Origin of the sequence: Fodinicola feengrottensis (assembly GCF_039530045.1) — a bacterium.
Taxonomy (GTDB): Bacteria; Actinomycetota; Actinomycetes; order Mycobacteriales; family HKI-0501; genus Fodinicola; species Fodinicola feengrottensis.
This window is the reverse complement of record NZ_BAAANY010000042.1, coordinates 90,935-116,910: the sequence shown is the minus strand read 5'-3', so window position 1 is coordinate 116,910 and position 25,976 is coordinate 90,935. Positions and strand designations below refer to the sequence as shown.

Sequence of the window (25,976 nt, the reverse complement as noted above, 5' to 3'; positions counted from 1 at the left end):
TCCGTCAAACGATAGTGGGCGCGGTTTCGGTCAGCCGAAGCAGTGCCGCGTGATCCGAACTTCCAGGCGTGGCGCGGTAAACGACGAGCCGATGGTGGCAGGTGCCGGAGATGTCCAGCACTCGGTACGCCAGCCGAAGCCGGCCAGCGACCGGATGGGCGAACTCCTTCGCGCCGCTGTGCCGCGGTCGTACGTCCCGCCGGTCCCAGCGCTTGGCGAATTCTTCGCTGTCGGTCCGCAACCGGCTGACGAAATCGAGCAGCTGCGGGTCGTCCGGCCGGTGTCCGATGGTGGCCCGCAGATGCGCGACGGTGTCGTCGGCGACCTCCGTCCAGTCAGTGAGCAACCTGCGGGCGGCCGGATGGCAGAACACCCACCGAATATTGTTCGGGCGTGTTTCGCCGGGCTGAAAATGGCCGAGGAACAGGGCGGCCGCGGTCGGGTTCCAGGCGAGCACGTCGCTGACCCGGTCGATGACGTACGCGGCCGCGGGTGCCGCGATCATCTCCACTGCCTCTTCGGCAGCCTGGATCATGGCGGGGGTCGGCGTGGTCGGGTAGCGGTTGACGCCGGCGTCAACCAGCAGGTGCACGTGCGTTTTTCGTCCTCGGTCAGCCGTAGAGCCCGTGCCAGCGCGTCCAGGACGCTCGTCGAGGGCGGCCCGCCGCGGCCCTGTTCCAGCCGTACGTAATAGCCGACGCTGATGCCCGCGAGGTCCGCCAGCTCCTCGCGGCGCAAGCCCGCCGTCTTGCGCGCTTGGGCCGGCAGCCCGACGGCGGTGGGCTCCAACCTGGAGCGTCGATCCCGCAGGAAGGCACCCAGCTCGCGTAGCCGACCGTCCATCCGCGCTCGTCTCCCTTCGCCGTCGTCACCGCCAGTTTATTCCGCGCCGGGTGACCATGGCATGGTCACCCAGAACGCTGTCCAGGCTGGTCAGGGCCGACAACGATAGTGGTCATGGCACAGACTTTGATTCCCACCGTCGAAAAGCGCTCCGGTGTGCGGGCGTTGGTGGTCGCCGCGCTCGGTTTTTTCGTGCTGACCCTCGATACCCAGATTGTGACCGTCGCCATGCCGGTGATCGGGCATGAACTGCACGGCGGCATCAACGCCTTGCAGTGGGTGGCGACCGGCTACACGCTGATGCTCGCCGCGCTGTTGCTGTCCGCCGGCTCGATGTCCGATCGGCTTGGCGCGAGCCGGACCGTCGAGATTGGCCTCATCGCCTTCACGCTCGCCTCGGCAGCTGGTGGGCTCGCGCCCGGTCTCGGCGTACTGATCGGCGCCCGTTTCGTGCAGGGAGCGGCGGCCGCGGCGATCCTGCCGGCGTCGCTTTCGCTCGTACGACAGGCATTCCCGGACACGGCGGCACGGACCCGGGCGATCGCCAGCTGGACCGCGGCTGGCGGTGCCGCGATGGCGGCCGGTCCGCTGGTTGGCGGGCTGCTCACCAGCACGCTCGGTTGGCGGTGGGTTTTCTTCGTGAACGTACCGATTGGGATCGTCGGTCTGGTTCTTTTGGCTCGTATGCCCCGATCCCTGCCACGCCGTGTGCCTTTCGACCTGCCGGGGCAGATTTCCGTCGTGGTGGCGGTGGCCGCGGTCACCTACGCGGTCATTCAAGGTGGCCGGGCCGGTCTCGTCGCACTCGCTGTTTTCGTGGCTGCGGCGGTGTTTTTCGTGGTCTCGCAAAGCCGGTCTGCGCATCCGATGGTGCCACCGCAGCTCTTTCGGTCGGCCGCGGTGACGGTCACCACGGCCACCGGGATGGCACTCAACTTCGGTTTCTATGGTGTGGTTTTCCTGATGGCGCTGTATTTCGAGCAGCTTCGTGGGCTCTCGTCGCTGGTCACGGGTTTGATGTTCCTGCCGATGACCGCGTTGATCACCGTGGTCAACCTGCTGGCTGGCCGGTTGACCGGCCGCTACGGGCCACGGCTCCCGATGCTGGTCGGCCAGGCCCTGTTGTTCGCCGGTATGCTGGGCCTGCTCGCATTGGACGTCGGCAGCTCGTTTTGGCTGCAGGTGGTGGTTCTGCTGCCCTTCGGCCTCGGCGGCGGGCTGGCCGTACCGGCACTTACCGCGGCGCTGATGGGGTCGGTCGACGCCGACCGGGCCGGGATGGCTTCGGGCGTACTCAATGCCGGCCGCCAGTTCGGCGGTGCTTTAGGCGTGGCTGTCTTCGGTACGCTCGCGGCCGGCGATTTCATTGCGGGGCTGCATCTTTCTGCTGTGCTGGGGGCTGTCTTGTTGGTGATCACTGGGACCGTCACGACGATTTTCCTTCGCCCGCGCTAACAGAATTCGTCGAAGGCCGGGCAGCCGCGCGGGACAACCCACTGTCCGGTGCTGGTTTTGCGGTAACGCGAAAGACAAGTGGCCGGGTCGACATCGACAGCGTGCCGTACCAGCGGCCACCGGCGCGGCTCGTTCGGGACCGAGGTGAGCACCGGGGTGCTGGCGCACAGCAGGCGACTGCCCTCCGGGTCGGTCACCACCACGTCCAGGACTCGCAACCGATGGTCGGCGGCCGCCTGGAGCAGCGCGTAGACCCACCCGATGTCACACCGCTCCGGAGCCACCGAATTGCGCTCCACCAGCAGTGACAGCCAGCTGTTGGCGCGCTGCCTGGGCCGGGTGGCGACCAGTTGTGCGACCAACGGCTCGATCGGGCTGCCGGTGGCGGCGTCGCCGAGGCAGTACGGCGCGGGCGCGAGCCTGGCCATCCAGAGCGCCGGCATTCGGGCGTCCGCGAGGATGGCGGTCACCGCACAACCGGACCGGAGCCAGTCCGGCGGACCGAGCAAACGGTTGACCAGATCCCCGGCAGACTTCAGTGCTGGTGGCATCCAATGGGGTGGCCGGTCTTCGTACAGATGAGAATCGCTTATCGACATGTAGAGAACTGTGGCCTATTCGGGTGCGGCGGCGCTGCGGTTATCCACAGGATTTCCCTGAAAGGAGGCGCCTTAGCACATTGAAAGTGATTTTCGCGGGTATCCCCAGTGCGTCTTTTCGTCCACAGATCTGCGTCGCGTCCATTCCAGCCGGCCACCGCGACGCAATGCTGGTGGCATGAATTCCTTCCGCCAGCGATCACTCGCCGGGCAACGCGCCGACAGCGCCCTGGAGTCAGGTGCCCGCATCCGGCTCCGCGGGCCTGGCGCGATGGCCGCCGCGATGCCATACATGCTGGGTTTCCACCCGTCCGAGAGCCTGGTCGGATTCGGCCTCGCCGCGGACCGCCGCCGAGTGCGGCTGACCGCGCGGATCGATCTGCAGCGCCCGCCTTTCCGACAGGAGGCGGCGACCCTCGCCGCCTACCTGAAGGAAGCCGAGGCGGTCGAGGTCGTGTTGCTGGTGGTCTCCGAGCTGCCGTTGTCGATTGTGCGCCGGGCCGCCGGCGCGGCCCGCGCGGCGGCCCGGCGAGCCGGCCTCACGGTGTCCGAGGTGATCCATGTTTACGATGCCAGGTGGAGGTCGCTGAGCTGCCGCAACGCGGCCTGCTGTCCACCCGGCGGCCGGCAGATCGATGAGGAAGCCGCGGCTGGCTATGCCGCCGAGTTGGCCGCCCTCGGTCGTGCGGTGTTGCCGGACCGGGCCGCCGTGCAGGCATCGGTCTCGTACCAGCCGTCCGCCGAGGTGGTGGAGGTGCGCGCGGCGTACGAGGCGGCTCGGGAAGCGCAGACGAACCTCGCGACCAGCACCACCATCGAAGCCATGGTGGACGCCGGTGAGCGGATCTTCGGAGCCGCCGTGGTGGCCCGCCGTGACGGCCCACGAGAACTGACCGCCGCCGAGGTCGGCGAGCTCGGCGCCGCTCTCGCGGTGGTAACAGTCCGCGACCGCGCTCTGCGTTGGACCATCAGCCCCCTCGCGGATGCCGCCGAGAGCATCTGGCGCCAGCTCGTCCACCGCCTCCCGCCGCCGCTCGCCGCACCCCCGGCCACCCTGCTGGCCATCTGGGCGTATGCGGAAGGAGACGGCACTCTGGCCAAGGTCAGCCTGGAACGAGCACTAGCCGAGGACCCCGACTACGGAATGGCCCAGCTCGTCGACGAGATCCTTGCCCGCGCCATCGCGCCCAGCGAATTCTCCGCCACCATCCGGCAGGCATGGTTCAGCGAGCTGCGCTTCAAACGCACCCAAGCCGCGGCCAAGGAGGCTCCAGTGACTACCTAACCGACTCAGCAGCACCCGGCCCGGCCTGCGACCGGTACGCCGCCCGACGCGATCGCAGCGCGCCGCGCGACGGCCCGTGCTGCACAGTGGCCCGTGCCGCACGGAAACCCGTGCGCCGCACCGAGCCGCCTGCTGCCGGTCACGCAACGAAGAGGGGGAGGGTGGGGGTGGGGGAAGGCCCCGGCAGGTCGGATCGAAGGTGGCGGCAACGTGGTCGAGATCGTCTCGCACAGCTGGGACGCTGGCCCTTCGCGAACTCGACGTTTTCGCTGCCGCCGCCGATTGCCACCACTAAAACGTCAAACTCGCGGTGTTAACGCTGGACGTGGGTCGTGAATCACCTCGACCGCGGGACAAAATCCCACATTCGACGTCGACTGCGGGACATTGTCCCGCACTCGCCGACCAACACCACAGCATCGTCACGCTCAGCACCGACAGGCGGCCCAACTCGGCACTCTCGGTCACCGAACGTTGGGGGATCCGCGAATGTAACGAAACTGCGCGGATCCGTCCGTTTTGTCCGCCGTTTCGTTACATTCGCCGAGCGCCGAGCGCCGAGCGCCGAGCGCCGAGCGCCGAGCGATCTGTTTTCGCTGGTAAAGCGCTACAAGGCAACAAATGACGAAATGTTGCTATGTTGTTAAGGCGCTTTGTCCGTTCTGTGGGTGCATCGGCGGATGGGATTTGCGATAGTGCGTCCACCTACATCCTATGGTGAGGGAGAACGTATGAATCTCTTGCGCACGAAGACGATCGAACAGTCGATCGCGGACACCGACGAGCCGGACACCAAGCTTCGCAAGAGTTTGAGCGCGCTGGATCTGACAGTCTTCGGTGTCGCCGTGATGATCGGGGCCGGCATCTTCATCCTCACCGGCCGGGCGGCGGCGACCACGTCCGGTCCGGCGATCGTCATTTCCTTCGTCCTCGCCGCCATCGCCTGTGGGTTCGCCGGGCTCTGTTACGCCGAATTCGCGTCGACGGTGCCGGTCGCCGGCAGCGCGTACACGTATTCGTACGCGACGCTGGGCGAGTTCGTCGCCTGGATCATCGGCTGGGATCTGGCGCTGGAGCTGGCGCTCGGCGCGGCCACCGTGGCCAAGGGCTGGTCGAGCTATCTGCTCAACACACTGCAAGGCTTCGGGATCCCGGTGCCGACCTGGTTCGCCGGCTCTGACGCGAAAGTCGACTTCGGCGCGTTCATCCTGGTGGCCGCGCTCACCGCGTTGCTGGCGGTCGGTACGAAGCTGTCCAGCCGGGTGTCGCTGGTGATCACCTCGATCAAGGTGGTCGTGGTGTTGTTGGTGATCGTCGCCGGCGTTTTCTACATCAACGGCGCCAACTACGTGCCGTTCGTGCCGCCCGCGCAGGCGGCGAGTGCCGGTGGTGGCGGCTTGCTCGACAGCACGCTGATCCAGGCGGTGTTCGGCGGCATCGGTACGTCGTACGGCCTGTTCGGTATTTTCGCTGGCGCCTCGCTGGTGTTCTTCGCGTTCATCGGGTTCGACGTGGTCGCGACCGCGGCGGAGGAGACTCGCAATCCGCAGCGGGACGTGCCGCGCGGTATTCTCGGGTCACTCGTGATTTGTACGATCCTGTATTGCGCGGTCTCGATGGTGATCACCGGTATGCAGAAATACAGCCAGATCAACCCGAAATCGGCCGCGCCGCTCGCTGACGCGTTCAAGGCGCACGGCGTGCAATGGACATCGCAGATCATTTCGTTCGGCGCGCTTTGTGGTCTGACGACCGTGGTCATGGTGTTGCTGCTCGGCCAGTCGCGGGTGTTGTTCGCGATGAGCCGCGACAACTTGCTGCCGCGCGCTTTTGGGAAAACCAACCGGAAAACCAACACCCCGGTCTACATCACCGTCACCACTGGCGCGGTGGTCGCGCTGCTCGCCGCCTTCGTGCAAATCGGTGCACTGGAGGAAATGGTGAACATCGGAACGTTGTTCGCGTTCATTTTGGTGTCGGCTGGCGTTTGGGTGCTGCGCAGGAAACGGCCCGACCTGCCGCGCAAGTTCAAGGTGAAGGCGGTGCCGGTGGTCGCGACCCTCGCGATCGTTTTCTGTGTGTGGCTGATGCTCAACCTCAGTGTGGTGACCTGGCTGCGGTTCATCATCTGGATGGTGATCGGTCTGGGCTTCTACTTCGCGTACGGGGCCTGGAAATCACGCCTCGCGGTCGAAGAGAAGAAAGCCAGACAACAGAACTGAAGCAAAAGAAACCGCCAGCGGTGCTGGCGGTTTCTTTTTGCTCGTACGAAGAATCAGGCAGCTCCGACGAACACCAGGTTCGCCACCTCTCGGGGCAACTGCACGGACTGCTCGCCGTTCACCACCTGCATGCCGCCGTCGATCCGGGACACCGTGATCGTCGCGCCCGGCGCCACCCCGGCACTGTGCAGGGTTTCCATCATCCGCTCGTCGGCCTGCAGCAGCTCGGAGATCCGCCGCACCACCACCGGGTTCTGATCCCGCACCGCGTCCAGGCTGACCGCCGGTTCCTCGTCGTCCGCGCCGGTGGCGAGCTCGTCCAGCTCGTCCAGCCCGGGGATCCGGTTCCCATACGGCGACACCTTCGGCCGGCCGAGCATCTCGTACACCTTGCGCTCGACCGCGTCGCTCATCACGTGTTCCCACCGGCAGGCCTCGCTGTGCGCGGCCTCATATTCCAGCCCGATGACGTTCACCAGCAAAAGCTCGGCGAGTCGGTGCTTGCGCATCACCGAGATGGCACGCCGGCGGCCCTCGTCGGTCAACTCCAGGTGCCGGTCACCGGAAACGCGGACAAGTCCGTCGCGCTCCATCCGGGCCACCGTTTGGCTTACAGTCGGGCCACTTTGATGCAAACGCTCGGCAATCCTCGCCCGCAGCGGCGTGATGCCCTCTTCCTCGAGGTCGAGGACAGTGCGCAAATACATCTCAGTGGTGTCAATTAGGTCGTTCACAGTTGCCTCCTCCCGCCCTGAGAAGCCTACTCTCACCACCGTCGTCAACACTTGAGCCATGGCACCCTCACCGATCACCACTGTCGCCGACTTGCGTGCCGCGCTCGACACGCCCGCCCCGCTGCGGCTGCTGGACATCCGATGGCACCTCAGCGGACCGCAGGGCCGTCCCGAGTACGACGCCGGGCACATTCCGGGTGCTGTTTTCGTCGACCTCGAAACCGTCTTCTCCGGCCAAAGCGGTGGCGGCCGGCACCCCTTGCCGGATGCTGAGACGCTGCAGGCGGGTCTGCGAGCCGCCGGCGTAAGCGCTGAGGTGCCGGTCATCTGTTACGACTCCGGTGACACGCTGGCCGCGGCGCGCGCGTGGTGGGTCTTGCGCTGGGCCGGTCTCACCAACGTGACCGTGCTGGACGGCGGCTGGGCGGCCTGGCTTGCCGCGGGTGGCCCGGTGAGTACGGACGAGCCGCGGGTCGAGGCCTCTGACCTGGTCGTACGTACGGGCGCCATGCCATTGGTCGACGCTGACGGCGCGGTCCACGCTGAGCTCCTTATGGACGTACGAGCGCACAACCGCTACACCGGCGAGGTGGAGCCTTTCGACCGGGTCGGTGGGCACATCCCGGGCGCGGTCAACGTGCCCGGCGGCGATGACTTCGACGAATCTGGCCGGTTCCTCGCGGCTGACCAACTGGCCAACCGGTACGCCGACGCGGGCGTGGACGCCGACCGCGAGGTGGTTGTTTCGTGCGGCTCCGGCATCACCGCCGCTCGTACGATCCTCGCCATCGAGGCCGCCGGGCTGCCCGTCCCGACGCCCGCGCTGTACGCCGGCTCGTACAGCGACTGGTCGTCGGACCCCTCCCGTCCCATCGCCACCGGCCCCCAGTCGTAACCCTCCGGAGTCGCCCGTTTGCCGCATCGACGCGATGCGTGCCTCAGGCGCACGTATCGCGTCGATGCGGACAAGGCTGGGTGGCTGAGGGCGACGGGTGGGCGGTGAGATGGTGGGTGGCCGGGCGGCGTGATGGGATAGCGGCATGCAGACCGCGCTGGTGTGGGATCCGGCCCTGCTCGGCTACAACCTCGGCGAGCATCCGTTGGATCCGGTGCGGGTGGAGCTCACTATCGCGCTGGCTCGGGAGCTTGGCGTGCTCGACCGCGACGGCGTCGAGCTGGTGGTGCCGGCGCCGGCACCCGAGGAAGCACTGCTCAGGGTGCATTCCGCAGAGTATTTGACGGCTGTCCAGACGGCGCCGCACGACCCGTTCTGGTCCGGGTTCGGCCTGAACACGCCCGACAACCCGACCTTTGACCACATGCACGAGGCGTCCAGCCTGGTCTGCGGCGGCAGCATCGCCGCGGTCGAGGCCGTCTGGTCGGGGCGTACGCAGCGGGCCGCGAACATCGCTGGCGGCCTGCACCACGCGATGCGCTCGTCGGCGTCCGGTTTCTGCGTCTATAACGACGTGGCCGTGGCGATCGCGCGCCTGCTGGACATGGGCGCGGAGCGGCTCGCGTACGTCGACCTCGACGTGCACCACGGCGACGGCGTGCAGGCCGCGTTCTACGACGATCCGCGGGTGATGACGATCAGCCTGCATGAGACGCCGCTCGCGCTGTTCCCCGGCACCGGTTTCTCCGAGGAGATCGGTACGAGCGGAGCCGAAGGCACGGCGGTGAACGTGCCGCTCCCGCCTGGCGCCGGCGACGCCGAATGGTTGCGCGCGTTTCACGCCGTCGTGCCGAGCCTGCTGCGTGCGTACCAGCCGCAGCTCCTGCTGACCCAGTGCGGCTGCGACACGCATGCCGTGGACCCGCTGGCCGATCTCCGGCTAAGCGTTGATGGGCAACGTGCTTCCTATCTGGCGCTGGAAAAACTGGCCGAGGAACTGACCGGCGGCCGGTGGGTGTGTTTCGGCGGCGGTGGGTACGGCGTCGTCAGTGTCGTCCCGCGCGCGTGGACCCACCTGCTCGCCACCCTGACCGGCCAGCCGCTGGACGTGACCATCGAGACGCCAGACCGGTGGCGGGCCTTCGCCGCCGAGCGTCGCCCGTCCGCCCGCGTTCCGCTGGCCATGACCGACGGTGGCAACACCGAGTTCACGCCGTGGCAGCGTGGCGGGGATAGCGTGGACCGTGCGGTTCTCGCGACCCGCCGAGCCGTGTTCCCGCTGCACGGCCTGGACCCGGACGATCCGAGAGACTGAGAAAGCACATGTCCACTCAGGACGGTTATCCCGAACATCGCGCGGCCGACGTCCTGCTTTCCGACGGCGGCACTGTCCACATCAGACCGATCCGGGCAACCGACGCGGACCAGGTCGTCGCGCTGCATTCCCGGTTCAGCGAACGGACCCGCTACCTGCGGTATTTCTCGCCGTATCCGCGGATTCCGGAGCGCGACCTGAAGCGTTTCGTGACCGTCGACCACGTGGACCGGGAGGCTTTCGTGGTCGAGCTCGGTGACGAGCTGATCGCGATCGGCCGGTTCGACCGGATCTCCGCGGACGAGGCCGAGGTCGCCTTCGTGGTCGAGGACACCCATCAGGGCCGCGGCATCGGTTCGGTGCTGCTGGAACATCTGGCCGCCGCCGCCGAGGAAAGTCACATCCGCCGGTTCGTCGCCGAGGTGCTGCCGACGAACCACACGATGATGCGGGTTTTCAGCGACGCGGGTTACACGGTGGCGCGGTCGTACGACGACGGCGTCGTCCATCTTGAGTGGGACATCGTGGAAACACCGCAGTCGGTGGGCGTCCTGCGGCGACGCGAACAGCGTTCCGAGTCGGCCTCGATCGCCCGGCTGCTGTCGCCGCGGTCGGTGGCGGTGATCGGCGCGAGCTCCACCGAGGCGGTGGCCGGCCGGGTGCTGCTCGACAACCTGCGCGAGGCCGGCTTCGGTGGCCCGGTCTACGCGGTGAACCCGCATCGCAGCGAGATTGCCGGCATGGTCTCTTTTCCCACTGTGACGGACATTCCCGGTGGTGTCGACCTCGCGGTCGTGGCGGTGCCAGCGGCCGCGGTGGCCGAGGTCGTACGCCAGTGCGGCCGGGCCGGCGTCCGTGGCCTGGTCATCGTTTCCGGTGGTTTCGGGGAAACCGGGCCGCACGGCCGACAGGCCGAGCGGGAGCTGGTCCTTTCCGCGCGTTCCCACGGCATGCGCGTGGTCGGGCCCAACTGTCTGGGCATTCTCAACACCGATCCGGACGTACGACTCAATGCCTCGCTGGCGCCGACGCTGCCCTTACGCGGCAGGATCGGGTTTTTCTGCCAGTCCGGCGCGCTCGGCATCGCGCTGCTGGACCAGGCCGAGCAGCGTGGCATCGGACTGTCCACTGTGGTCAGTGCGGGCAACCGCGCGGACGTGTCCGGCAACGACCTGATGCAGTTCTGGATCGACGACCCGAGCACCGACGTGGTGCTGCTCTACCTGGAATCTTTCGGTAACCCGCGAAAATTCGCCAGAGTGGCCCGACGACTGGCCCGCCGCAAGCCGGTGGTGGCAGTGAAGAGCTCGACCCCGCCACCGTCGCTGGCCGGCCGCGGCCCGACGGTCGGCGAACGCGGTGTCGAGGCACTTTTCGCCCAGTCCGGGGTGATCCGGGTGACCACGGTGTCCCAGCAGTTCGACGTGGCGCAGATTTTGGCGTACCAGCCGCTGCCGACCGGTCGTACGGTCGCGATCGTCGGCAACTCGGCAGCGCTGGGCGTGCTGGCCGCCGACGCGTGTGCCGCGGTTTCGTTGCGGGTAGCCCAAGGATCGCCGATCGATATCGGGCCGGACGCCTCCGCCGACGACTTCGCGGTGGCCCTGCGGTCCGCTGTCGACGATCCGCAAGTGCATGCCCTGGTCGCGGTGTTCGTGCCGGCGATCGCCACTTCCGCTGAGGCGTACGCCCGGGTGCTGCGGGGAACCGTGGGAGATTGCGGAAAACCGGTCGTCTCCACTTTCCTGGCCGCGGAGGGGGTGCCGGAGCGGCTGCGTCAGCGCGGCGAGGCCGGCTACACCGACCGCGGCTCGGTGCCGTCGTATCCGTCGCCGGAGGAAGCCGTGCACGCGCTCGGCCTGGTGGCCAACTACGCGGACTGGCGGCGGGCCCCGGTCGGGTCGCTGCCGGACCGGTCCGATGTGGACACTGCCGGCGCTCGGGTGGTGGTGCGGAAATGGGATGCTCGGCACCGGCTTTCCGAGCATCCGGACGGCAAACAGATCGATGACCAGGCGGCAGCGGAGCTGCTGGCCGCGTACCGGATCGGGGTGCTGCCGTCGATTCGCTGCGGCACCCTGGACGAAGTGCTGGCGGCGGCCGATTCGGTCGGTTACCCGGTGGTCCTCAAAGCCGCCGACGACGAGTTGCGGCATCGCATCGATTTGGGCACGGTACGGCTGGATATCGGCGGGCCGGGCGAGCTTTCCGCCGCGTACGGCCGCGTACGAGACGTGTTGTCCGCGTCCGGCTCAGATTCCGCGGTGCTCGTCCAGACCATGGTCGACCCCGGGGTGGCTTGCGTGGTCGAGGTCGCAGACGACCCGTCTTTTGGTCTGGTGCTGGGATTCGGCCTCGCCGGCGTGGCCACCGAGCTGCTCGGCGACATGGCCTGGCGGGCCATTCCAGTGACCGACGTGGACGCCGCCGATCTGGTACGCGCGCCACTGGCCGCGCCGATGTTGCTCGGCCACCGCGGGGCCACGCCGGCCGATGTGGACGCACTCGCCGACCTGCTGCTTCGGCTGGGCATGCTGGCCGACGACGTACCGGAAATCCGGCACCTGGCACTGCGCCCAGTGTTGGCCCGTGCGCACGGTTTCGCCGTCCTGCACGCGACCGTACGACTCGGCCCGCCGGTATCGCGCCCGGACCACGGCCCCCGCCGGCTCCTTCTGTAACTCAGAGAGCGGCGAGCGCCTCGACCTCGACCCGAAAGCCCGGATGCACCAGGCCGCTGACCTGGACGAGCGAGCTGGCCGGGGGAGTGTCAACGGTGATGTGTTTGTCCCGTACAGCACGGAAAATCGGCAGGTCGGCGAGGTCCGTCAGAAAGACGGTCAGCTTCACCACGTCCGCCATCGTCGCGCCCGCGGCGGCCAGCGCGGTCTCCAGATTGGTGAACACCTGCTCGATCTGTGCCGCCGGATCGTCCGGTCCCACGAGCACACCATCGGCGTCCAGCGGGACCTGGCCCGAAATGACCACCGTCTGTCCTTTGTAGACGACCGCGTGACTGTAGCCATTGACCGGCGGCAGCCCAGCCGGTCGAAGCAGATGGTGGCGCATTTCGTGGATTCCTTCCGCAACGGTGATTGGTCAGTCGCCGATGGCGGCGAGGACCTGGTCGAGGTTGTGTTCGATCGCGTCCACGGTCAGCTGCGCGGCGGCCAGCGGGGCAAACTCGCCTCGCATCCGTTCCACATGGTCCCATCCCACCTCTTCATCCCTTCACCATAATTCGCCCTCCCCCGGACGTCCGCAACGCTCCTTTGCTTGCGCCACACGCAAGTAAAGGGGCGTTGCGAACAATGCGGAGGTTCAGCTGGCGAAGGCGCGGAGCCGGTCGCAACGTGAGGGGTCGCGGAGCTTGCTCATGCAGGACTTCTCGATCTGCCGGATCCGCTCGCGGGACAGGCCGAACTCGCGGCCGATTTCCTCCAGCGTACGAGTGCGGCCGTCGCTGAGCCCGAACCGCAGCACCACCACGTCCCGTTCGCGCTGGGTGAGCGACTCCAGCACGCTCTGGACTTCGGTTTTCAGCAGCCCGTAAGACATTCCCTCGCCGGGCAGGTACGGGTCATGGTCGGCGATGAAGTCGCCGAGCAGGGTCTCGCCGTCGTCACCGACGGTCTGGTCCAGGCTGACCGGCTCCCGGTCGTAGCCGAGCAGTTCCACCACCCGGGCCGGATCCAGCTCGAGTTTCGCGGCGATCTCAGCGATGGTCGCCTCCCGGCCGAATGCGACCGACAGCTCGCGGCGGGCCCGTACCAGTCGGTTGACCTGCTCGACAAGGTGGACGGGCAGCCGGATCGTCCGGGACTGGTCCGCCATCGCCCGGGTGATCGCCTGCCGGATCCACCAGGTCGCGTACGTGGAGAACTTGAATCCCTTGGCGTAGTCGAATTTCTCCACCGCCCGGATCAGCCCCAGGTTGCCTTCCTGGATCAGGTCCAGCAGCGCCATCCCGCGGCCGGTGTAGCGCTTGGCGATGCTCACCACCAGCCGCAGGTTGGCTTCCAGCAGCCGCCGCTTGGCGGCCTCGCCGTCCCGGACCACGGTCCGCAGGTCGGCGGTCAGTTGCTTGTCCTCTATGTCCTGCCCCGAAACCAGCCGCTCGTCGGCGTACAGCCCGGCCTCGATCGCCTTGGCCAGTTCGACCTCTTCGGCCGCGGTCAGCAGTTTGGTGCGACCGATGCCGTTCAGGTACGTACGAACCAGGTCGGTCGAGATAGTGGCCTCGGTGTCCTGCCAGGTCTCCACCAGTTGGAGTGCCACAGTCCTTCGCCTCCTCAAAAACGCCGCCCCGTTCGGCGATGTTGAGGTGACTCTGCTCCTGCGGGCGTGAAGCGGCCGTAAGACGGATGTGTGATCCGTGTGAGTTTTGAGGGTGGTTCCACAGATTCGGCGATATCTCCCAGTGGACCGTGACCCCAGTGTGCAGAACGCTGTCAAGCCGGCGGTCGGGAGAAAACCCGGAAGAGTACGACTAATGCCGGTATGACGCAGGAGATGCCGGCGAACAGGATGATTCCCACGGCCAGCACGACCGCCGGCGGTGCCGCGGTGCCGGGCAGGCTGAGGTTTCCCACGCCCAGCGCCGGATACTGCGCCAGCCACCAGCCCCACAGCACGCCGGTAGGGGCGAGACCTGCGGCGATGCGGGCTGTTCGGTACGCGCGGCGCCAGAGCAACCAGAGGCCGAGAACCCCGCCGGCGATCGAGACCACCATGAAAACCAGGCCGCGACTGGTCAAAGCCGCGAAGAGCAGCGGGGCGTCGGTGGCCGCCGCGATCAGGGTGACTACCGCGAGTGCCCCGGTGACTACCGCAGCGGCCAGTGCGCGCGTACGAAAAAGCTCACCCAGTCCTTTGTGGACTCGCTCGGCGTCCCGGCAGAGAAAGACCGCCGCGAGATAGGCCGTACAACTGACCGCGAGCGCACCGGCACAGAGCGCGAGCGGAGACTGGAAAGGCGCGAGCAGGCCGCTGGAGCCGTCGGCGGCCAGCCGGCCGGTGGCCACCGAGGCCGCGCCGGCGCCCAGCACGAACGGCGTGATGGTCGACGTCACCGCGAAAACCCGGCCCCACGTGCGGGCCAGCCGGCCGTTGCCACCGTACTGCCGGAAGACGAAAGCCGAACCGCGCAGCACGATCCCCAACAGTGCCAACGAAAGTGGCAGGGCCAGGGCGCGTGAGTACGACGCGAAAGCGAGCGGGAATGCGGAGAAGAGTCCAATCAGGACGAACACCAGCCAGACGTGGTTCGCCTCCCACACCGGTCCCATCGACTCGGCGATCACCTCCCGCTGTATTTTCTTGCGTGGCCCGAAAGCGAGCAAATCCCAGACCCCGCCGCCAAAGTCGGCGCCGCCGAGCAGCGCGTACGCGGTCAGGCCGAGTCCCAGCAACACCGCGATGGCATTGACGACGGTCATGCCGAGACCGCCTCTTTTGGTGCGCCGGTGGCGATTCTTCTCAGCAGTACGACCAAAGTCACCGCAAGCAGCGTGTATATCGCCGCAGCCGCGTAGAAGTAGACGTAAAGGCCGGGTTGGTCGCTGACGGCCTGGGTCGTACGCATCAAGTGGAAGACGATCCACGGCTGTCGGCCGACCTCGGTGACGATCCAGCCGGCGATCAGCGCGACCATCGCGGCCGGACCGCCGATCGCGACCGCCCGCAAATACCATTTCCGGTCGCTGATCCGGACCATCGTGCCCTTCCGGTGCCGCCACCAATACCAGAGCGTCCACACGCCGAGCGCCACGAAAGCGGTCCCGATGCCGACCATCAGGTCGAAACAGAGGTGCACGACGGCGACCGATGGCCGGTCCGCTGGTGGCACCGCGTCCAGGCCGGTGACGACCGCGTTCGGGTCGTAGGCGAGCAGAAGCGACAGTGCTTTGGGGATCTCGATCGCGCCCCGGAGCTGCCCAGCGGCGGCGTCGTAAATGCCGCCGAGGGACAGTGGTGCGCCGGCCATCGTGTGGCCGAGGCCCTCCATCGCGGCCATCTTGGTCGGCTGCGTCTGCGCCACCACCCGTACCGCCCAGTCGCCGACGATGACCTGCAGCGGGGCCGCGACGAGGCCCATGACCAGCCCAGACGCGAGCCCGCGGCGGTGGTAGGCGTCGCGGCGGCCACGCAACATGCCCACCGCGTACACGGCCGCGACGGCGAACCCGGTGCACAGCAAAGCGGCCAGCAACATGTGCGTCACCTGCGGCCCACTGGTCGGCGCGGTGAACGGCGCGAACGGTTCGGCGGCGACGATTTTCCCGCCCTGCATGACAATTCCAACCGGCGCGTTCATCCAGGCGTTGGCCGTGGTGACGAAGCCGGCGGACGCGAGGCCGCCGACCGCGACCGGTACGCCGGTCCACCAGTGCGTCCGCGGTTTGAGTCGGTCCCAGCCGTAGAAGTAGAGCCCGAGGAAGATCGCCTCGGCGAAGAAGGCGAAGGCCTCCAGCGAGAACGAGACGCCGAAAGCGCCCGAGTAGGTCGCCATGAAGTTCGGCCAGAGCAGCCCGAACTCGAACGACAGCACGGTTCCGGAGACCGCGCCGATGGCGAAGATGATCGCCGACGCCTTCGCCCACCGGCGGGCCAGCGCGGTCCAGATCGGGTCGCCCGTACGGATGCCCCGATCTTCGGCGTAGAGCATCAGCCAGGGCATGCCGACGCCCAGAACAGCGAAAATGATGTGGAAGGACAGCGAGATGGCCATCTGCTCGCGGGCCGCGGTGAGGTTGTCCAACATGAGATCAGTATCTTCTACGGATCGTAGAACTTCTACTGTGCGTAGAATGGAACTCGCAGTTGGGTGCGTCACGTTCACCCGACAGGGTTATGGATCGACAGGTGCGCATGCCGGACAATAGGCCGGAGACGTACGAATGCGCCTGTCGTACGGAAGGAGCCGGATGCTGCGCCTGGGCGAGCTGGAACGCGCGGTCATGGATGTGCTGTGGTCTGCACCCGGCCCGGTGACCGCGCGGGTGGTGTCCGACGCGCTGTCCGACCGCTCGTTGGCGCTGACGACAGTGCTCACCGTGCTGTCCCGGCTGGAGGCCAAGGGCTATGTGAGCCGGATGCGGGACGGCCGGGCGCACCACTACGCGGCGACCGCTACCCGCGAGGAACATGTGGCGGGTCTGATGCATGAGGTGTTGGATACTGCTGGAGAGTCATCCGACGACCGGTCCGCTGTGCTGGCCCGGTTCGTCGGGCAGGTCAGCCGGGAGGAGGCGGAGGCTTTGCAGACGGCCTTGGCCGAGGCACTGCGCCGCAGACCCGGTGGTCGAGAGGTGCCGACCGAGTGATCGCACCGGCCATCTTCCTGGGCATGCTGGCGGTCGTGCTGGTGCTGCCAGCCGCGCACTGGCTGGCGGCGGCCCGGTGGACGGTCCGGGAGCCGCGCGCCGCACTGGTGCTGTGGCAGGGGCTCGGGTTGGCGTCCGGGCTGGCCGCGCTTGGCGCGGTGCTGATGCTGGGCCTTAGCCCGCTGGGGTCGACCGTTGGGCAGGCCGCTGGCGCCTGGCTGGTCGCGGTTGGCCACGGTGACCTCACCGCTCGTCTGGACCCGATCCACCTGCTTCTGGTGTCGTTGGCCGTTGTGCTCTTCAGCCGGCTGGTCGGCGTGCTGCTGATGTCGATCGTACGGACCGCCCGGACCCGGCAGCGGCACCGTGAGGTCGTCGACCTGGTCGGCGTCCCGTACGAACGGGACCGCTCCACCACCGTGCTGGATCACCCGGACGCGGTGGCGTACTGCCTGCCCGGCGTTCGTGGCCGCGTCGTACTGACCGCCGGCGCGATGGAGCTGCTCGACACCGACGAGCTGGACGCCGTCCTGCTGCACGAGCACGCGCACCTGTCCGAGCGGCACGACCTGGTGGTGCTGCCGTTCAACGCCTGGACCGCCGCGTTGCCCTGGCTGTCGGCCGTACGCTCCGCCGGTTCCGCGGTCCGCCGGTTGGTCGAGATGGTCGCCGACGACCGTGCCTGCTTCGGCTGTGAGCGGCACGTGTTGGCTGCCGCGTTGGCCCGGCTCGGCTCCGCTGCGCGGGGAAGCGCACCGGCAGGTTCGTTGGCCGTCGCCGAGGCCGCCGTGCTGGACCGCGTCCACCGCCTGCTGACCCCGCCCGGCCGATCCCCGCTGATCCGCCGGTTCGCTTATCTTGCGGCCGCGCTGATGGTCGCGTTGGCGATGCTGCTGCCCTGGGTCGCTCTGCCTCTTTAGCCTGTCGCTGCACAACCGGGCTCCGATGCGCACACACGCGCGCCCTTTGACCTGCGACGATCCCCGCTCTGTTGCAGTCGGACACGTTGCGACGGTGTCCGACTGCAACTTCTCTTGCCTGTTTGAGTAGTTAACGGTCAAGAAAGTGACAATCGGACATCGCGGCCGGACCGACCCGAACTGCCGGAGGATCGGCAGGCGTCACTCAAAGGGCTTGATCACAACATCACTACGCCACCAGCGCCTTCGCTGCTGCGGGTCAGAAGCATGTCACTCCGGCAGCAACTCGAATGTCTTGATGTGTTTTGGCCGGACAATAGTGAAATGTCGCTTGTCCAGCGTCGCGATTTTGGTGACTTTCAGCCGCTCTGCAACCGCGACAACGCAGGCATCGGCAGCGCCTAGTGGCAAGTCCTCGTACTGCTGGACGAGTTCTGCCGCTCGCGCGTAGTCATCGGACACAAGCTCAACCACTTGCAGCTCACCCTGTGCAAGGGGGGTCAGAAATGATGCTTTGCTTGAGTTCCTCGTCGACTAGCCAGGAGTTGGCAGACTTCCAGCACTATCGGAGCCGGAACCATGACTGGGCCGGGGTAACTTTCCAGAAGCGTGAGGCACGACTTGTGAAACTTGTCGCGATCATTGGCGACTGCCACGAGCGGGCCTGTGTCGGCGACTATCAACCAGCGTTCCGGCGGGTGAGATCGTCGAGGATCTCTTCGGAGCGCTCTGCGAAGTCTGGCTCCGCAGAAAGTGAGCCGGCGAACGACAGTCGTCGACGAGGCTGGGTGGACTCGACCTCAGGAGTGGTGACGAGCTGCAGCACGACAGCCCGCACGGCATCGGCCTGCGCGGGCTTCAACTGGTCGACCAACCGATGAAGGCCGTCGTACTGATGTGCTGCACTGGTCACGTCGACAAGTCTAATCTCCATGGCGCGAACCTGCGATAGAGCAGTTGTCGGTCAGTCCACGTCGAGAATGACGGTCTGCGGGCCGTCGTTGACGGATTCGACGAGCATGTCGGCGCCGAAGCGGCCGGTTTCGACGGGCGCGCCCACGGCGCGTAGAGCGGCCACGAAAGTGTCGATCAGCGGCGCGGCGACCGGGCCGGGAGCGGCGGCCTGCCAGGAGGGGCGGCGGCCCTTGCGGGTGTCGGCGTAGAGGGTGAACTGGCTGACGACCAGGATTTCCGCTCCCACCTCAGCGGCCGACCGCTCGCCTTCGAGGATCCGCAGGCTGTGAATTTTGCGAGCCAGCGCCGCTGCGATCGAGGGAGTGTCGGTGTGCGTGACGCCGACAAGGACGAGCAGGCCGGGGCCGATTTTCCCGACGACCTCGTCGTCGACGGTCACTGATGCCCGGGTGACGGTCTGTACGACCGCCCTCACGGCCGCAACAATCCATGCCGTACGAGTGGACCAACCACCAGCTCGGCGGCGGCGTGCAGCGAGGTGGGCTCGGTGTCGTACGCGTGAGCGAGCACGGTTAGCTGGTCCCGCAACGAAAGTGTGCCGTCGCAGCCAGCCACCAGCGACACCATCAACGGATCGACCGGGTGAGTGGCCCGCAACCCGCCGCCGGTCAGCAGTTGGTCCTCGACTTCCCAACCGTCCGCACCACGCGAAGCCTCTTGCCGAAGTCGCAGATCGGGCGCCGCGACGAGGTGCAGGTCGAGCAGGCCGGTACGCCGTACCGCCGCCTGCCGGTCGAAGAATTCGCCCACCTGAATGCCGAAAGGATGATCGGTCTGCTGCCGTAAATCCTCGATGACCTGGCTGGGGGAGTCCACATTGGACGCTCGTACGCTGATCAGCCCGAAGCCAACGCCCCGCACGTCGTGCTCGGCGAACCAGTCCAGCCAAGCCGTCGCCCGGTGGGCGTGCTCGGCGGTGTCCTGGCCGGCGTCCCGCAACCACATCGCCACATATTCGGCCGGGTCCAGCACTTCGCGTTGCACGACCCACGCGTCGCAGCGATCAGGCAGCCAGCCGGCCACCCGCTCGGTCCAGTCCCGATCGGCGAGATGCAGCCAGTTTCCCAACAACTGCAACCATCCGCCGTCATTCAGGAGCGACGGCGCGGTAGCCAGCACCTCGGCGACCACGGCGTCCCCACTGCGTCCGGAATCTCGATACGCGTGCGTTGCGTCGCCGGTGCCGATCACGAAGGGCGGGTTGGTCACGACCAGGTCGAAGCGGCGGCCAGCCACCGGCTCGGTGAGGTCACCGGCCAGCAGTTCCCACTCCAGGCCATTCAGCGCGGCGGTGGTGGCCGCCATCGCGAGCGCTCGCTCGCTGATGTCGGTGCCGGTGATTTTGGTGCTGTGTCGGGAAAGGTGCAGTGCCTGAATGCCGCAGCCAATGCCGATGTCCAGCGCGGAGGCGACCGGCTGTCGTACGGTCGCGCCGGCCAGCGTCAGCGCGGCCCCGCCGATGCCGAGCACATGATCTGGTGCCAGTGGTCCCGGTCGTACGTCCGTGCCCAGGTCCGAGAGCACCCACCAGTCGCCGTCATCGTCGCCGTACGGCCGCAGGTCCATCGCCGCCCGCAAACCCCCACGCGCCGGCTCGACCAGGCCGACCGACAGCGCCTGGTCGACCCGCAGCGGGTCCAGGGCCGCCTGCACGGTCGGTGTCGACAGCACCCCACCGCATACGAAGAGGTTGATCAGCGTCTCCAGCGGCGACCCACCGCTGGTGGCCCGCCGGGCCGGCAGCAGGTCGCCGCGCCCGAGCGCCACGCTGGCCTGCGGTCCGAGCACCGCGGCCACCCCTTCAGCGGTGTAGCCGGCCTTCTCCACCGCGGCCCGCAGCTTGCTGGTGACATCGGAACTGAACAGCGGTTTCACGCCCCCATCCTGCTGCATTGCCGGGTGGCCAGAGAACGGAGGTCAGCTTTCACCCTGAAGGCTGGAGAGATCGGTCCTCAGACCTCGCGGGTGATCGGGAGAGCGTCGAGTCGGCGACTGTACTCGTCGGCCAAAGCCGGAAACCGGCTTTGGGTCTCAGCCTGAAGTCCCGCTGCCCAGGTGGCCCTCAATTGGTCAACCGCGTCCTGGACATAGCGAACGGTTGCTTCTGGATCCGCATCGGCGTTGTCTGCCAGGTGTCGGAAATCATCAAGCCGAATGGACGTGGGAAGTCTCTCGCCGTTCAGGCTGAGCGCGAGCGGCTCATACCTGTGAATGCCGAAGAGGGTGACTCGGAGCCTCGAGCGGGTCGTCCAGAAGGTCAGCTGTCGGAAGATTTCCCTGCGGGTGAACGGTAACCGCTCCGGGGAGGTAGCTGCCGAGGTGCGCGAGGATGCTGTAGTCGCCGATGTTTCCGCCGCCCAGATCCCGGATGACCTGTCGCTTCATCTCACCTTCGGGGAGGAGATTGGCGAACCACGGTGGGATGCCGATCCGGCTGCGTCGCACAGTTCGGGGGTCGTCCTCGAAAACCTGTCCGAGCACCTCATGATCTGGTTGAGCGAGATCGTCCTCGTACGAGAAAATGGCGCCGCCGCGGTCAAAGCGAAGGTCACCCACCCGTCGCCCGTGCAGCCGGACCTCGGCGGTTGCCCCGTGATTCACTCAGACCGCCCGGCGCATGAGGTCACTGACAGCATGGGCATCTCGGGCTCCCCATTCGGCCATCTGGCTGACGTGCCAACGAATCGCCCGACTGAGTGCTTCGCCACGGTAGGCGGTGAATTCCTCGATGCTCCCCGATTTCAGCAGGCCAAGCGCGACCGCGTCGACAAGGTGACTTTCCCGAACCTCCGCGGGTGCGAGCGTGAGTCGTCGCTGCGCGTCGGGGTATTTGCGCTCGGTCACAATTCGGTTGGCCAGCTTGAGACCATCCGGAACTTCAGTGTCCGCGAGGACAGCGACCAGTGGACTTCCAGAACGCAATGCCTCGGGGATGTCGATCGAGGCTCCGGTGAGCAAATCATGAGGGTCGGACGCGAGCATCCCCAACACATTGATCTTGGTGATCGCGTGGTTGAAATGCACCTTGTCCAGTTCGACGGTGAATTCGGGTGGCGTGTTTACGAGTCGAAGCAGGTGCATCGCCGATTCGACTGGATCCTTCCCGCTCACTGACTCGACCTGGTTTCGTACGTCGGCGACGCTGATGCCGCGTGCGCGCGTACCCGCCACGGCGCCTCGCCATACCCAGCGGCGCAGCAGGGTAGCTGCCCGGCCCTCCGGTTGGCCAAACAGGCCGACGAACCGGGTAAGGACAGGCACGAAATGGGAGTAAGGAAGGAGCCGGATGTGTGGGATGAGAGCGTCCTGCTGGAGAAATCTAACGACTTCCAGCAAAGATTCCGAGACATTACGGAAGGTGTCCGCGCGGTCTTCCGGAGACAAGAACTCTTCCTTGAAGTCCTCTCGGAATATGTCGCCGCCGCGGAAGGCGAGAACGCACCGCAGGGCCAACCGGTTGTCGAGTGCGCCGAAACCGAGGCTTGCGGTGACATTCTCCAGGTCTTTGAGTGTGCTGGGGCCGTCGCCGGACCTACTGGAGTGAAGCGCCTGGAAGACCTCGTCCTTTCTTAGCCGCTTTCCCTGGCTGTTCATCCGCGCGAAGATCTCCACCAACGGTTCCTCGTCGGCGGAAGTCACCACATAGGTGGGGATCTGGTATTCCCTGATCGCCTTCGCCGCACTGTCGCCAAGCGAAAGATTGTCTTCGGTCAGCCATTCTCTGTTGTCCCTGACCCAGCGTAGATACGTACGAGTGTCCAGCAGTTTGCTGACTGGGATCCACGAGCGCGGGGGCACCTGCCGAGCGCCCGCCGTATGGAATTCGGCGTTGTCCAGGTCGAGGTGGACCCGAAACCGCGAGTCCGAAGAGGTCTCCGCGTCAACGAGTGCTCCCACCAGCGAGGTGATCCGCTGTTGACCGTCGACCACCCAGAGGGCCGAGTCGGTCTCCGGTGCGTCGATGACGAGTGGCCCGATCGTCAATCGCTGCTTCGGAGCTGGTCGTCGCCAGAGCAGGATGTTGCCGATCGGATAACCACGAAAGATGCTGTCGAACAGCATCACGACGTCTCTGGCTTCCCATTTGAAGCTGCGCTGAAAAGTAGGGATCCGGATCAGGCCACGCTGGACCTCGCCGACGAGGTCATCAGGCGTTCTGTACTCAATGCGCGGTCGGTCAAGGGTGGGCATGACATCTCCTCAGCTGCCGAACCAAGCCTACTGGGGGTTGCGTCGGCGGGACTGCAGGTGAGCCCGTAAGACAGAGGTGTGGCGAGAGTGGCGCGGCGTGGCACGATGGGCGGCATGAGTACCAAACGTGCCGCGGTGCGGTTGTGCTTGGCGCAGCAGCCGGAGGCGGACGCCCTGCTGTCGAAGGACCCGCTGGCGTTGTTGATGGGCATGCTGCTGGATCAGCAGGTGCCGATGGAGAAGGCGTTCGTCGGCCCGTACGTGCTGACCCAGCGGATGGGCAAGGTCACCGCGCAGGCGGTGGTGGAGCTCGGCGAGGACCGGCTGATCGAGTTGTTCGTGGAGAAGCCGGCGTTGCACCGCTTCCCAGCCGCGATGGCCCGCCGGGTGCTGGCGTTGTGCCAGCAACTGGTGGACGAGTACGGCGGTGACGCGGCGGCGGTCTGGAAGGGCGCGGACTCCGGTCAGGAACTGCTCGGCCGACTGAAGAAGCTGCCCGGCTTCGGCGACGCGAAGGCCCGGATTTTCCTGGCTCTTCTTGGTAAGCAGCTCGGCGTGCAACCGGCTGGCTGGCGGGAGGCGGCCGGCCAGGTGGGGCAGGAGGGAACCGCGATGTCGGTGGCGGACATCGTCGACGCGGACACCCTTGGTCAGGTACGGGAGCACAAGAAGCAGATGAAGGCCGCCGCCAAGGCCGCCCAGTGACCACAGCTGGGTCGTGGTGGCCGCTGTTCGACCTGCGGATCACCGCCCAGCTGCCGACCGCCGAGGGGCTCGTACGAGACCTGGTCCTGCGACCGCCGACCGACGACGACCTGCCGGTGCTGGCCGCGGTGGCACCGCCCGGGCTGGAGATGGACCCCACGCTGCCCGGCAGTGGCATGCACGAGTGGATCGCCCGGCACGTGTGGCGCTCCCGGGCCGAGTCCGCGCCGGACAAGTGGCGGCTGTCGTTTCTGCTGGAGGTCGACGGCGACGTCGCCGGATCGCAGGACCTGAAGGCGTCCGACTTCCCCCAGCTGCGGATCGTCGAGAGCGCCTCCTGGCTGGGCGAACGTTTCCGTGGCACCGGCCTGGGCAAGGCGATGCGGGCGATGGTGCTGCACTTCGCCTTCCAGGCGCTGGACGCGACCGCGGCCGAGACCGAGTCGGAGGAGCACAACGACGCCGCGCTTGGCGTCACCCGCTCGCTCGGATATCAGCCCTGCGGCGACCGGTACGCGCAGCGGGTTGACCGGATCGATCACATGCTCTGGTCGCGGCTGACCAGGGAGCGATGGGCGTTGCTGCGTAACGGATACGGCCTCGACGAGGTCGGAATTTCCGGCGCGGAGCGGTGTTTGCCGATGCTCGGCCTCGGGAAACCCGGTAAGGATCGTTGAAAACGGCCGCTATCCGTACCCGGACGTCGCACCCAGCCCGTCCGCGAGGGAGGATGGAGGCATCGAGAGTGGAGGCATCGTGGCGAGTTCGGTGAATGGTCGCCACCCGAGAGGGCGCTCCAAAGACCCGATCGTCATCACCGAGGCCGAAGAGAGCCTGCCGGACCAGCTTCGCAAGCGGCAGATTCGGTACGCGCTGATGATGGGCCTGCGGGTGGTGTGCCTGCTCGCAGCGGTGGTCGTCTTCGCCGCACAGCCGCCGCTGGCGCCGTTGTGGGTGGCCCTGTGCATCGCCGGCATGGTGTTCCTGCCCTGGATGGCCGTGCTGATCGCGAACGACCGGCCACCGAAGAAGGCCAGCCAGCTGCGCAACCGGTGGCATGGCCACCCGGCGCCGGAGCGCGCGATCACCTCTGGCCAGTCCAGCGACGAGGTGCTCAGTGGCGAGATCGTCGACCCCGAGCAGACCCGGCACGATCGCTAGCGAGTGAAATCGCGGGAGTCCACCAGCCCGAACTCGGCGAGTGGCACTGCCTAAGAACCACCCGCCGAGCCGAACACATCAGAGCAGCGACAACGGCACCGCGTCGGCCATCGCCTGGTAGCCAGCGTCCCCGGGGTGGAGGTGGTCGCCGGAGTCGTACGCGGGCAGCATCTGGTGCGGGTTGGCGGGGTCTCGTACGGCGAGGTCGAAGTCGGCGACGCCGTCCAGCAGCGGGGTCGTACGAATCCACTGGTTGACGGCCTCGCGGGTGCTTTCCCGCGGCCCGACGTAGTTCGGGGCCGGGGTGAGGGTGCCGCCGATGACGCGCAGGCCAGCGGCGTGCGCCCGGTTGATGATCTGGGTGTAGCCGGCGATCAGCAGTTGTGGGTCGCTGACCTGCGTGTTCTGGCCGATGTCGTTGATGCCCTCGACAAAGATGAGCGTACGAGCGCTAGGGCGGCTAAGGACATCGCGGGCCAGCCGGGTGAGCGCACTTTGGCCGGCCCCGGCGCCGGGGCCGCCCGGGCGGTCCCCATCAGCGAGAACGCAGTTCGCGCTGATGCCTTCGTTGAGGACGCCGAGGCGATGCGCGACCGATTGCTGGTTGAGGCGCGCGCCGAGGCGGTCCGGCCAGCGGCTGTTGGTGCTCGGCGTGGACGCGTAGCCGTCGGTGATCGAGTCGCCGAGGGTGACCACGCTGGCGCGGGCCGGCGAGTTGCGTACGTCGATCTGGTCGACGTAGTACCAGGAGCCGGTGGCCCGGGTGAAGGCGGCGCCTGAGGTGTCGGCGCTGTGGTCGCCGCTGATCGTGTAATACGAGGTCTGCTGCGCGTCCTGGTGGAAGGTGACCGGCCCGGACGCGGTCGACACGTACGTGGTGACCAGCAGGTTCGTGCCGGCGGCGACGGTCAGGTTCACCGGGTCACTGACCGTCTCGGCGCCCTTGGCGATGGTCGTCGTGGCATGGCCGCCGAAGGTGAGGGACCGCAGCGAGCCCGCCTTCACGGTGGGGGAGGCGGGGCCGGTGGCGATGGCGACTGTCGCGTGGTCCAGCGGCAGCGCGCCGGTGCCGAAGGCGTTCGACAGGTGGATCCGCAGTTGGCTGCCGCCAACCGACAGGTGCACCTCGTTGCGCAGCGAGTAGCTCGGATAGCCGGTCCCGTTCACGCCCGGGTCGCCGGCGTCCGGCGAGGCTGCCCACGTGCCCACCCAGCCGCCGGGTGCCGGGGCCGCGCCCGCGCCGGCTGGTACGGCGATCGCCGCCACCAACATGCCCACGATCGCCCAGCGGGAAATTCTTCTGGATCGCATCCTTGCCCTCCGCACATCGCCGCATTGGCCTCCATCACCT

The 25,976-nt window shown here is 67.1% G+C and carries 26 protein-coding genes; 11 read left to right on the top strand and 15 right to left on the bottom strand.

The features are described 5' to 3' along the window. Positions 1–4 precede the first annotated feature (4 nt). Positions 5–592: an MmyB family transcriptional regulator gene (locus ABD301_RS38805; RefSeq protein WP_344315046.1), complete on the bottom strand. Its 588-nt coding sequence runs from the start codon at positions 590–592 to the stop codon at positions 5–7. Beyond that, positions 532–843, bottom strand: a complete 312-nt coding sequence (locus tag ABD301_RS38800) for a helix-turn-helix domain-containing protein (protein WP_344315044.1) — start codon at positions 841–843, stop codon at positions 532–534. The genes ABD301_RS38805 and ABD301_RS38800 overlap by 61 nt, the downstream gene beginning before the upstream one ends. Before the next feature lie 114 nt (positions 844–957). Here ABD301_RS38800 and ABD301_RS38795 point away from each other — a divergent pair, with 114 nt between their 5' ends. Beyond that, positions 958–2,298 (top strand): MFS transporter, encoded by a 1,341-nt coding sequence (locus ABD301_RS38795; RefSeq protein ID WP_344315043.1) that lies wholly within the window; start codon positions 958–960, stop codon positions 2,296–2,298. On the opposite strand, the gene ABD301_RS38790 is transcribed toward ABD301_RS38795, so the two are convergent. Beyond that, positions 2,295–2,897, bottom strand: a complete 603-nt coding sequence (locus ABD301_RS38790; protein WP_344315042.1) for a hypothetical protein — start codon at positions 2,895–2,897, stop codon at positions 2,295–2,297. The two genes, ABD301_RS38795 and ABD301_RS38790, sit on opposite strands and share 4 nt — an antisense overlap. A 178-nt stretch (positions 2,898–3,075) precedes the next feature. Here ABD301_RS38790 and ABD301_RS38785 point away from each other — a divergent pair, with 178 nt between their 5' ends. Beyond that, complete coding sequence (locus ABD301_RS38785) at positions 3,076–4,182, top strand: DUF4192 domain-containing protein (RefSeq protein WP_163568340.1); 1,107 nt, start codon at positions 3,076–3,078, stop codon at positions 4,180–4,182. A 731-nt stretch (positions 4,183–4,913) separates the two neighbouring features. Then, on the top strand, positions 4,914–6,404 hold the full coding sequence (locus tag ABD301_RS38780) for an amino acid permease (protein WP_344315041.1): 1,491 nt from the start codon (positions 4,914–4,916) through the stop codon (positions 6,402–6,404). Positions 6,405–6,457: 53 nt separating this feature from the next. Here ABD301_RS38780 and ABD301_RS38775 read toward each other — a convergent pair whose 3' ends face one another. Continuing rightward, entirely contained in the window at positions 6,458–7,138 is a 681-nt protein-coding gene (locus ABD301_RS38775) for an iron-dependent transcriptional repressor DtxR (protein WP_279580247.1), read from the bottom strand. 58 nt (positions 7,139–7,196) lie between these two features. Here ABD301_RS38775 and ABD301_RS38770 point away from each other — a divergent pair, with 58 nt between their 5' ends. The 3 genes from ABD301_RS38770 (at position 7,197) to ABD301_RS38760 (ending at position 12,029) form a co-directional block, all read left to right on the top strand. Beyond that, a complete protein-coding gene (locus ABD301_RS38770) occupies positions 7,197–8,033 on the top strand; it encodes a sulfurtransferase (RefSeq protein ID WP_344315040.1) in 837 nt (278 codons plus the stop codon). Positions 8,034–8,178: 145 nt separating this feature from the next. After that, on the top strand, positions 8,179–9,348 hold the full coding sequence (locus tag ABD301_RS38765; RefSeq protein WP_344315039.1) for an acetoin utilization protein AcuC: 1,170 nt from the start codon (positions 8,179–8,181) through the stop codon (positions 9,346–9,348). A gap of 8 nt (positions 9,349–9,356) precedes the next feature. Beyond that, positions 9,357–12,029 carry a bifunctional acetate--CoA ligase family protein/GNAT family N-acetyltransferase gene (locus ABD301_RS38760; RefSeq protein WP_344315038.1) on the top strand — a complete coding sequence of 891 codons (2,673 nt, stop codon included), beginning with the start codon at positions 9,357–9,359 and terminating at the stop codon, positions 12,027–12,029. 1 nt (position 12,030) lies between these two features. Here the strand turns inward: ABD301_RS38760 and ABD301_RS38755 are convergent, their stop codons facing one another. The 4 genes from ABD301_RS38755 to ABD301_RS38740 form a co-directional block, all read right to left on the bottom strand. Next, the gene (locus ABD301_RS38755) at positions 12,031–12,417 is read right to left on the bottom strand and encodes a RidA family protein (RefSeq protein WP_163568342.1); all 387 of its coding nucleotides are present in this window, start codon (positions 12,415–12,417) and stop codon (positions 12,031–12,033) included. Positions 12,418–12,669: 252 nt separating this feature from the next. After that, complete coding sequence (gene sigB, locus ABD301_RS38750; RefSeq protein WP_279580251.1) at positions 12,670–13,626, bottom strand: RNA polymerase sigma factor SigB; 957 nt, start codon at positions 13,624–13,626, stop codon at positions 12,670–12,672. Positions 13,627–13,799: 173 nt separating this feature from the next. Continuing rightward, a complete protein-coding gene (locus tag ABD301_RS38745; protein ID WP_344315036.1) occupies positions 13,800–14,786 on the bottom strand; it encodes a cytochrome d ubiquinol oxidase subunit II in 987 nt (328 codons plus the stop codon). Continuing rightward, complete coding sequence (locus ABD301_RS38740; RefSeq protein ID WP_163568345.1) at positions 14,783–16,111, bottom strand: cytochrome ubiquinol oxidase subunit I; 1,329 nt, start codon at positions 16,109–16,111, stop codon at positions 14,783–14,785. Before ABD301_RS38740 ends, ABD301_RS38745 begins: the two co-directional genes overlap by 4 nt. Before the next feature lie 163 nt (positions 16,112–16,274). Between ABD301_RS38740 and ABD301_RS38735 the strand changes: the two genes are divergently transcribed. Continuing rightward, entirely contained in the window at positions 16,275–16,673 is a 399-nt protein-coding gene (locus ABD301_RS38735) for a BlaI/MecI/CopY family transcriptional regulator (protein ID WP_163568346.1), read from the top strand. After that, positions 16,670–17,593, top strand: coding sequence for a M56 family metallopeptidase (locus ABD301_RS38730; protein WP_344315035.1), 924 nt, complete (start codon positions 16,670–16,672; stop codon positions 17,591–17,593). Before ABD301_RS38735 ends, ABD301_RS38730 begins: the two co-directional genes overlap by 4 nt. A 270-nt stretch (positions 17,594–17,863) precedes the next feature. Here the strand turns inward: ABD301_RS38730 and ABD301_RS38725 are convergent, their stop codons facing one another. From ABD301_RS38725 to ABD301_RS38700, 6 genes are all read right to left on the bottom strand, one after another. After that, on the bottom strand, positions 17,864–18,067 hold the full coding sequence (locus ABD301_RS38725; RefSeq protein ID WP_390623997.1) for a PIN domain-containing protein: 204 nt from the start codon (positions 18,065–18,067) through the stop codon (positions 17,864–17,866). Positions 18,068–18,272: 205 nt separating this feature from the next. After that, entirely contained in the window at positions 18,273–18,506 is a 234-nt protein-coding gene (locus tag ABD301_RS38720) for a hypothetical protein (RefSeq protein WP_344315034.1), read from the bottom strand. A 51-nt stretch (positions 18,507–18,557) separates the two neighbouring features. After that, positions 18,558–18,983, bottom strand: a complete 426-nt coding sequence (dtd, locus tag ABD301_RS38715; protein WP_344315033.1) for a D-aminoacyl-tRNA deacylase — start codon at positions 18,981–18,983, stop codon at positions 18,558–18,560. Continuing rightward, positions 18,980–20,443, bottom strand: a complete 1,464-nt coding sequence (locus ABD301_RS38710) for a DUF7059 domain-containing protein (protein ID WP_344315032.1) — start codon at positions 20,441–20,443, stop codon at positions 18,980–18,982. The genes dtd and ABD301_RS38710 overlap by 4 nt, the downstream gene beginning before the upstream one ends. A gap of 324 nt (positions 20,444–20,767) precedes the next feature. Beyond that, positions 20,768–21,169: a HipA N-terminal domain-containing protein gene (locus ABD301_RS38705; RefSeq protein WP_163568349.1), complete on the bottom strand. Its 402-nt coding sequence runs from the start codon at positions 21,167–21,169 to the stop codon at positions 20,768–20,770. Continuing rightward, positions 21,170–22,759 (bottom strand): DUF262 domain-containing protein, encoded by a 1,590-nt coding sequence (locus ABD301_RS38700; RefSeq protein WP_163568350.1) that lies wholly within the window; start codon positions 22,757–22,759, stop codon positions 21,170–21,172. A 114-nt stretch (positions 22,760–22,873) separates the two neighbouring features. Between ABD301_RS38700 and ABD301_RS38695 the strand changes: the two genes are divergently transcribed. The 3 genes from ABD301_RS38695 (at position 22,874) to ABD301_RS38685 (ending at position 24,625) form a co-directional block, all read left to right on the top strand. Then, a complete protein-coding gene (locus tag ABD301_RS38695) occupies positions 22,874–23,464 on the top strand; it encodes an HhH-GPD-type base excision DNA repair protein (protein ID WP_163568351.1) in 591 nt (196 codons plus the stop codon). Continuing rightward, on the top strand, positions 23,461–24,141 hold the full coding sequence (locus ABD301_RS38690; RefSeq protein ID WP_344315031.1) for a GNAT family N-acetyltransferase: 681 nt from the start codon (positions 23,461–23,463) through the stop codon (positions 24,139–24,141). The genes ABD301_RS38695 and ABD301_RS38690 overlap by 4 nt, the downstream gene beginning before the upstream one ends. Before the next feature lie 79 nt (positions 24,142–24,220). Further along, on the top strand, positions 24,221–24,625 hold the full coding sequence (locus ABD301_RS38685; RefSeq protein ID WP_279580255.1) for a DUF3099 domain-containing protein: 405 nt from the start codon (positions 24,221–24,223) through the stop codon (positions 24,623–24,625). A 78-nt stretch (positions 24,626–24,703) separates the two neighbouring features. Here the strand turns inward: ABD301_RS38685 and ABD301_RS38680 are convergent, their stop codons facing one another. After that, entirely contained in the window at positions 24,704–25,936 is a 1,233-nt protein-coding gene (locus ABD301_RS38680; RefSeq protein WP_344315030.1) for an SGNH/GDSL hydrolase family protein, read from the bottom strand. Positions 25,937–25,976 lie beyond the last annotated feature (40 nt).

Coding starts and splice junctions, on each gene's coding strand:
- ABD301_RS38795 (WP_344315043.1), top strand. CDS start 958: ATGGCACAGACTTTGATTCCCACCGTCGAAAAGCGCTCCGGTGTGCGG.
- ABD301_RS38695 (WP_163568351.1), top strand. CDS start 22,874: ATGAGTACCAAACGTGCCGCGGTGCGGTTGTGCTTGGCGCAGCAGCCG.
- ABD301_RS38755 (WP_163568342.1), bottom strand. CDS start 12,417: ATGCGCCACCATCTGCTTCGACCGGCTGGGCTGCCGCCGGTCAATGGC.
- ABD301_RS38785 (WP_163568340.1), top strand. CDS start 3,076: ATGAATTCCTTCCGCCAGCGATCACTCGCCGGGCAACGCGCCGACAGC.
- ABD301_RS38745 (WP_344315036.1), bottom strand. CDS start 14,786: ATGACCGTCGTCAATGCCATCGCGGTGTTGCTGGGACTCGGCCTGACC.
- ABD301_RS38800 (WP_344315044.1), bottom strand. CDS start 843: ATGGACGGTCGGCTACGCGAGCTGGGTGCCTTCCTGCGGGATCGACGC.
- ABD301_RS38770 (WP_344315040.1), top strand. CDS start 7,197: ATGGCACCCTCACCGATCACCACTGTCGCCGACTTGCGTGCCGCGCTC.
- ABD301_RS38680 (WP_344315030.1), bottom strand. CDS start 25,936: ATGCGATCCAGAAGAATTTCCCGCTGGGCGATCGTGGGCATGTTGGTG.
- ABD301_RS38780 (WP_344315041.1), top strand. CDS start 4,914: ATGAATCTCTTGCGCACGAAGACGATCGAACAGTCGATCGCGGACACC.
- ABD301_RS38765 (WP_344315039.1), top strand. CDS start 8,179: ATGCAGACCGCGCTGGTGTGGGATCCGGCCCTGCTCGGCTACAACCTC.
- ABD301_RS38735 (WP_163568346.1), top strand. CDS start 16,275: ATGCTGCGCCTGGGCGAGCTGGAACGCGCGGTCATGGATGTGCTGTGG.
- ABD301_RS38740 (WP_163568345.1), bottom strand. CDS start 16,111: ATGTTGGACAACCTCACCGCGGCCCGCGAGCAGATGGCCATCTCGCTG.
- ABD301_RS38760 (WP_344315038.1), top strand. CDS start 9,357: ATGTCCACTCAGGACGGTTATCCCGAACATCGCGCGGCCGACGTCCTG.
- ABD301_RS38700 (WP_163568350.1), bottom strand. CDS start 22,759: ATGCCCACCCTTGACCGACCGCGCATTGAGTACAGAACGCCTGATGAC.
- ABD301_RS38790 (WP_344315042.1), bottom strand. CDS start 2,897: ATGTCGATAAGCGATTCTCATCTGTACGAAGACCGGCCACCCCATTGG.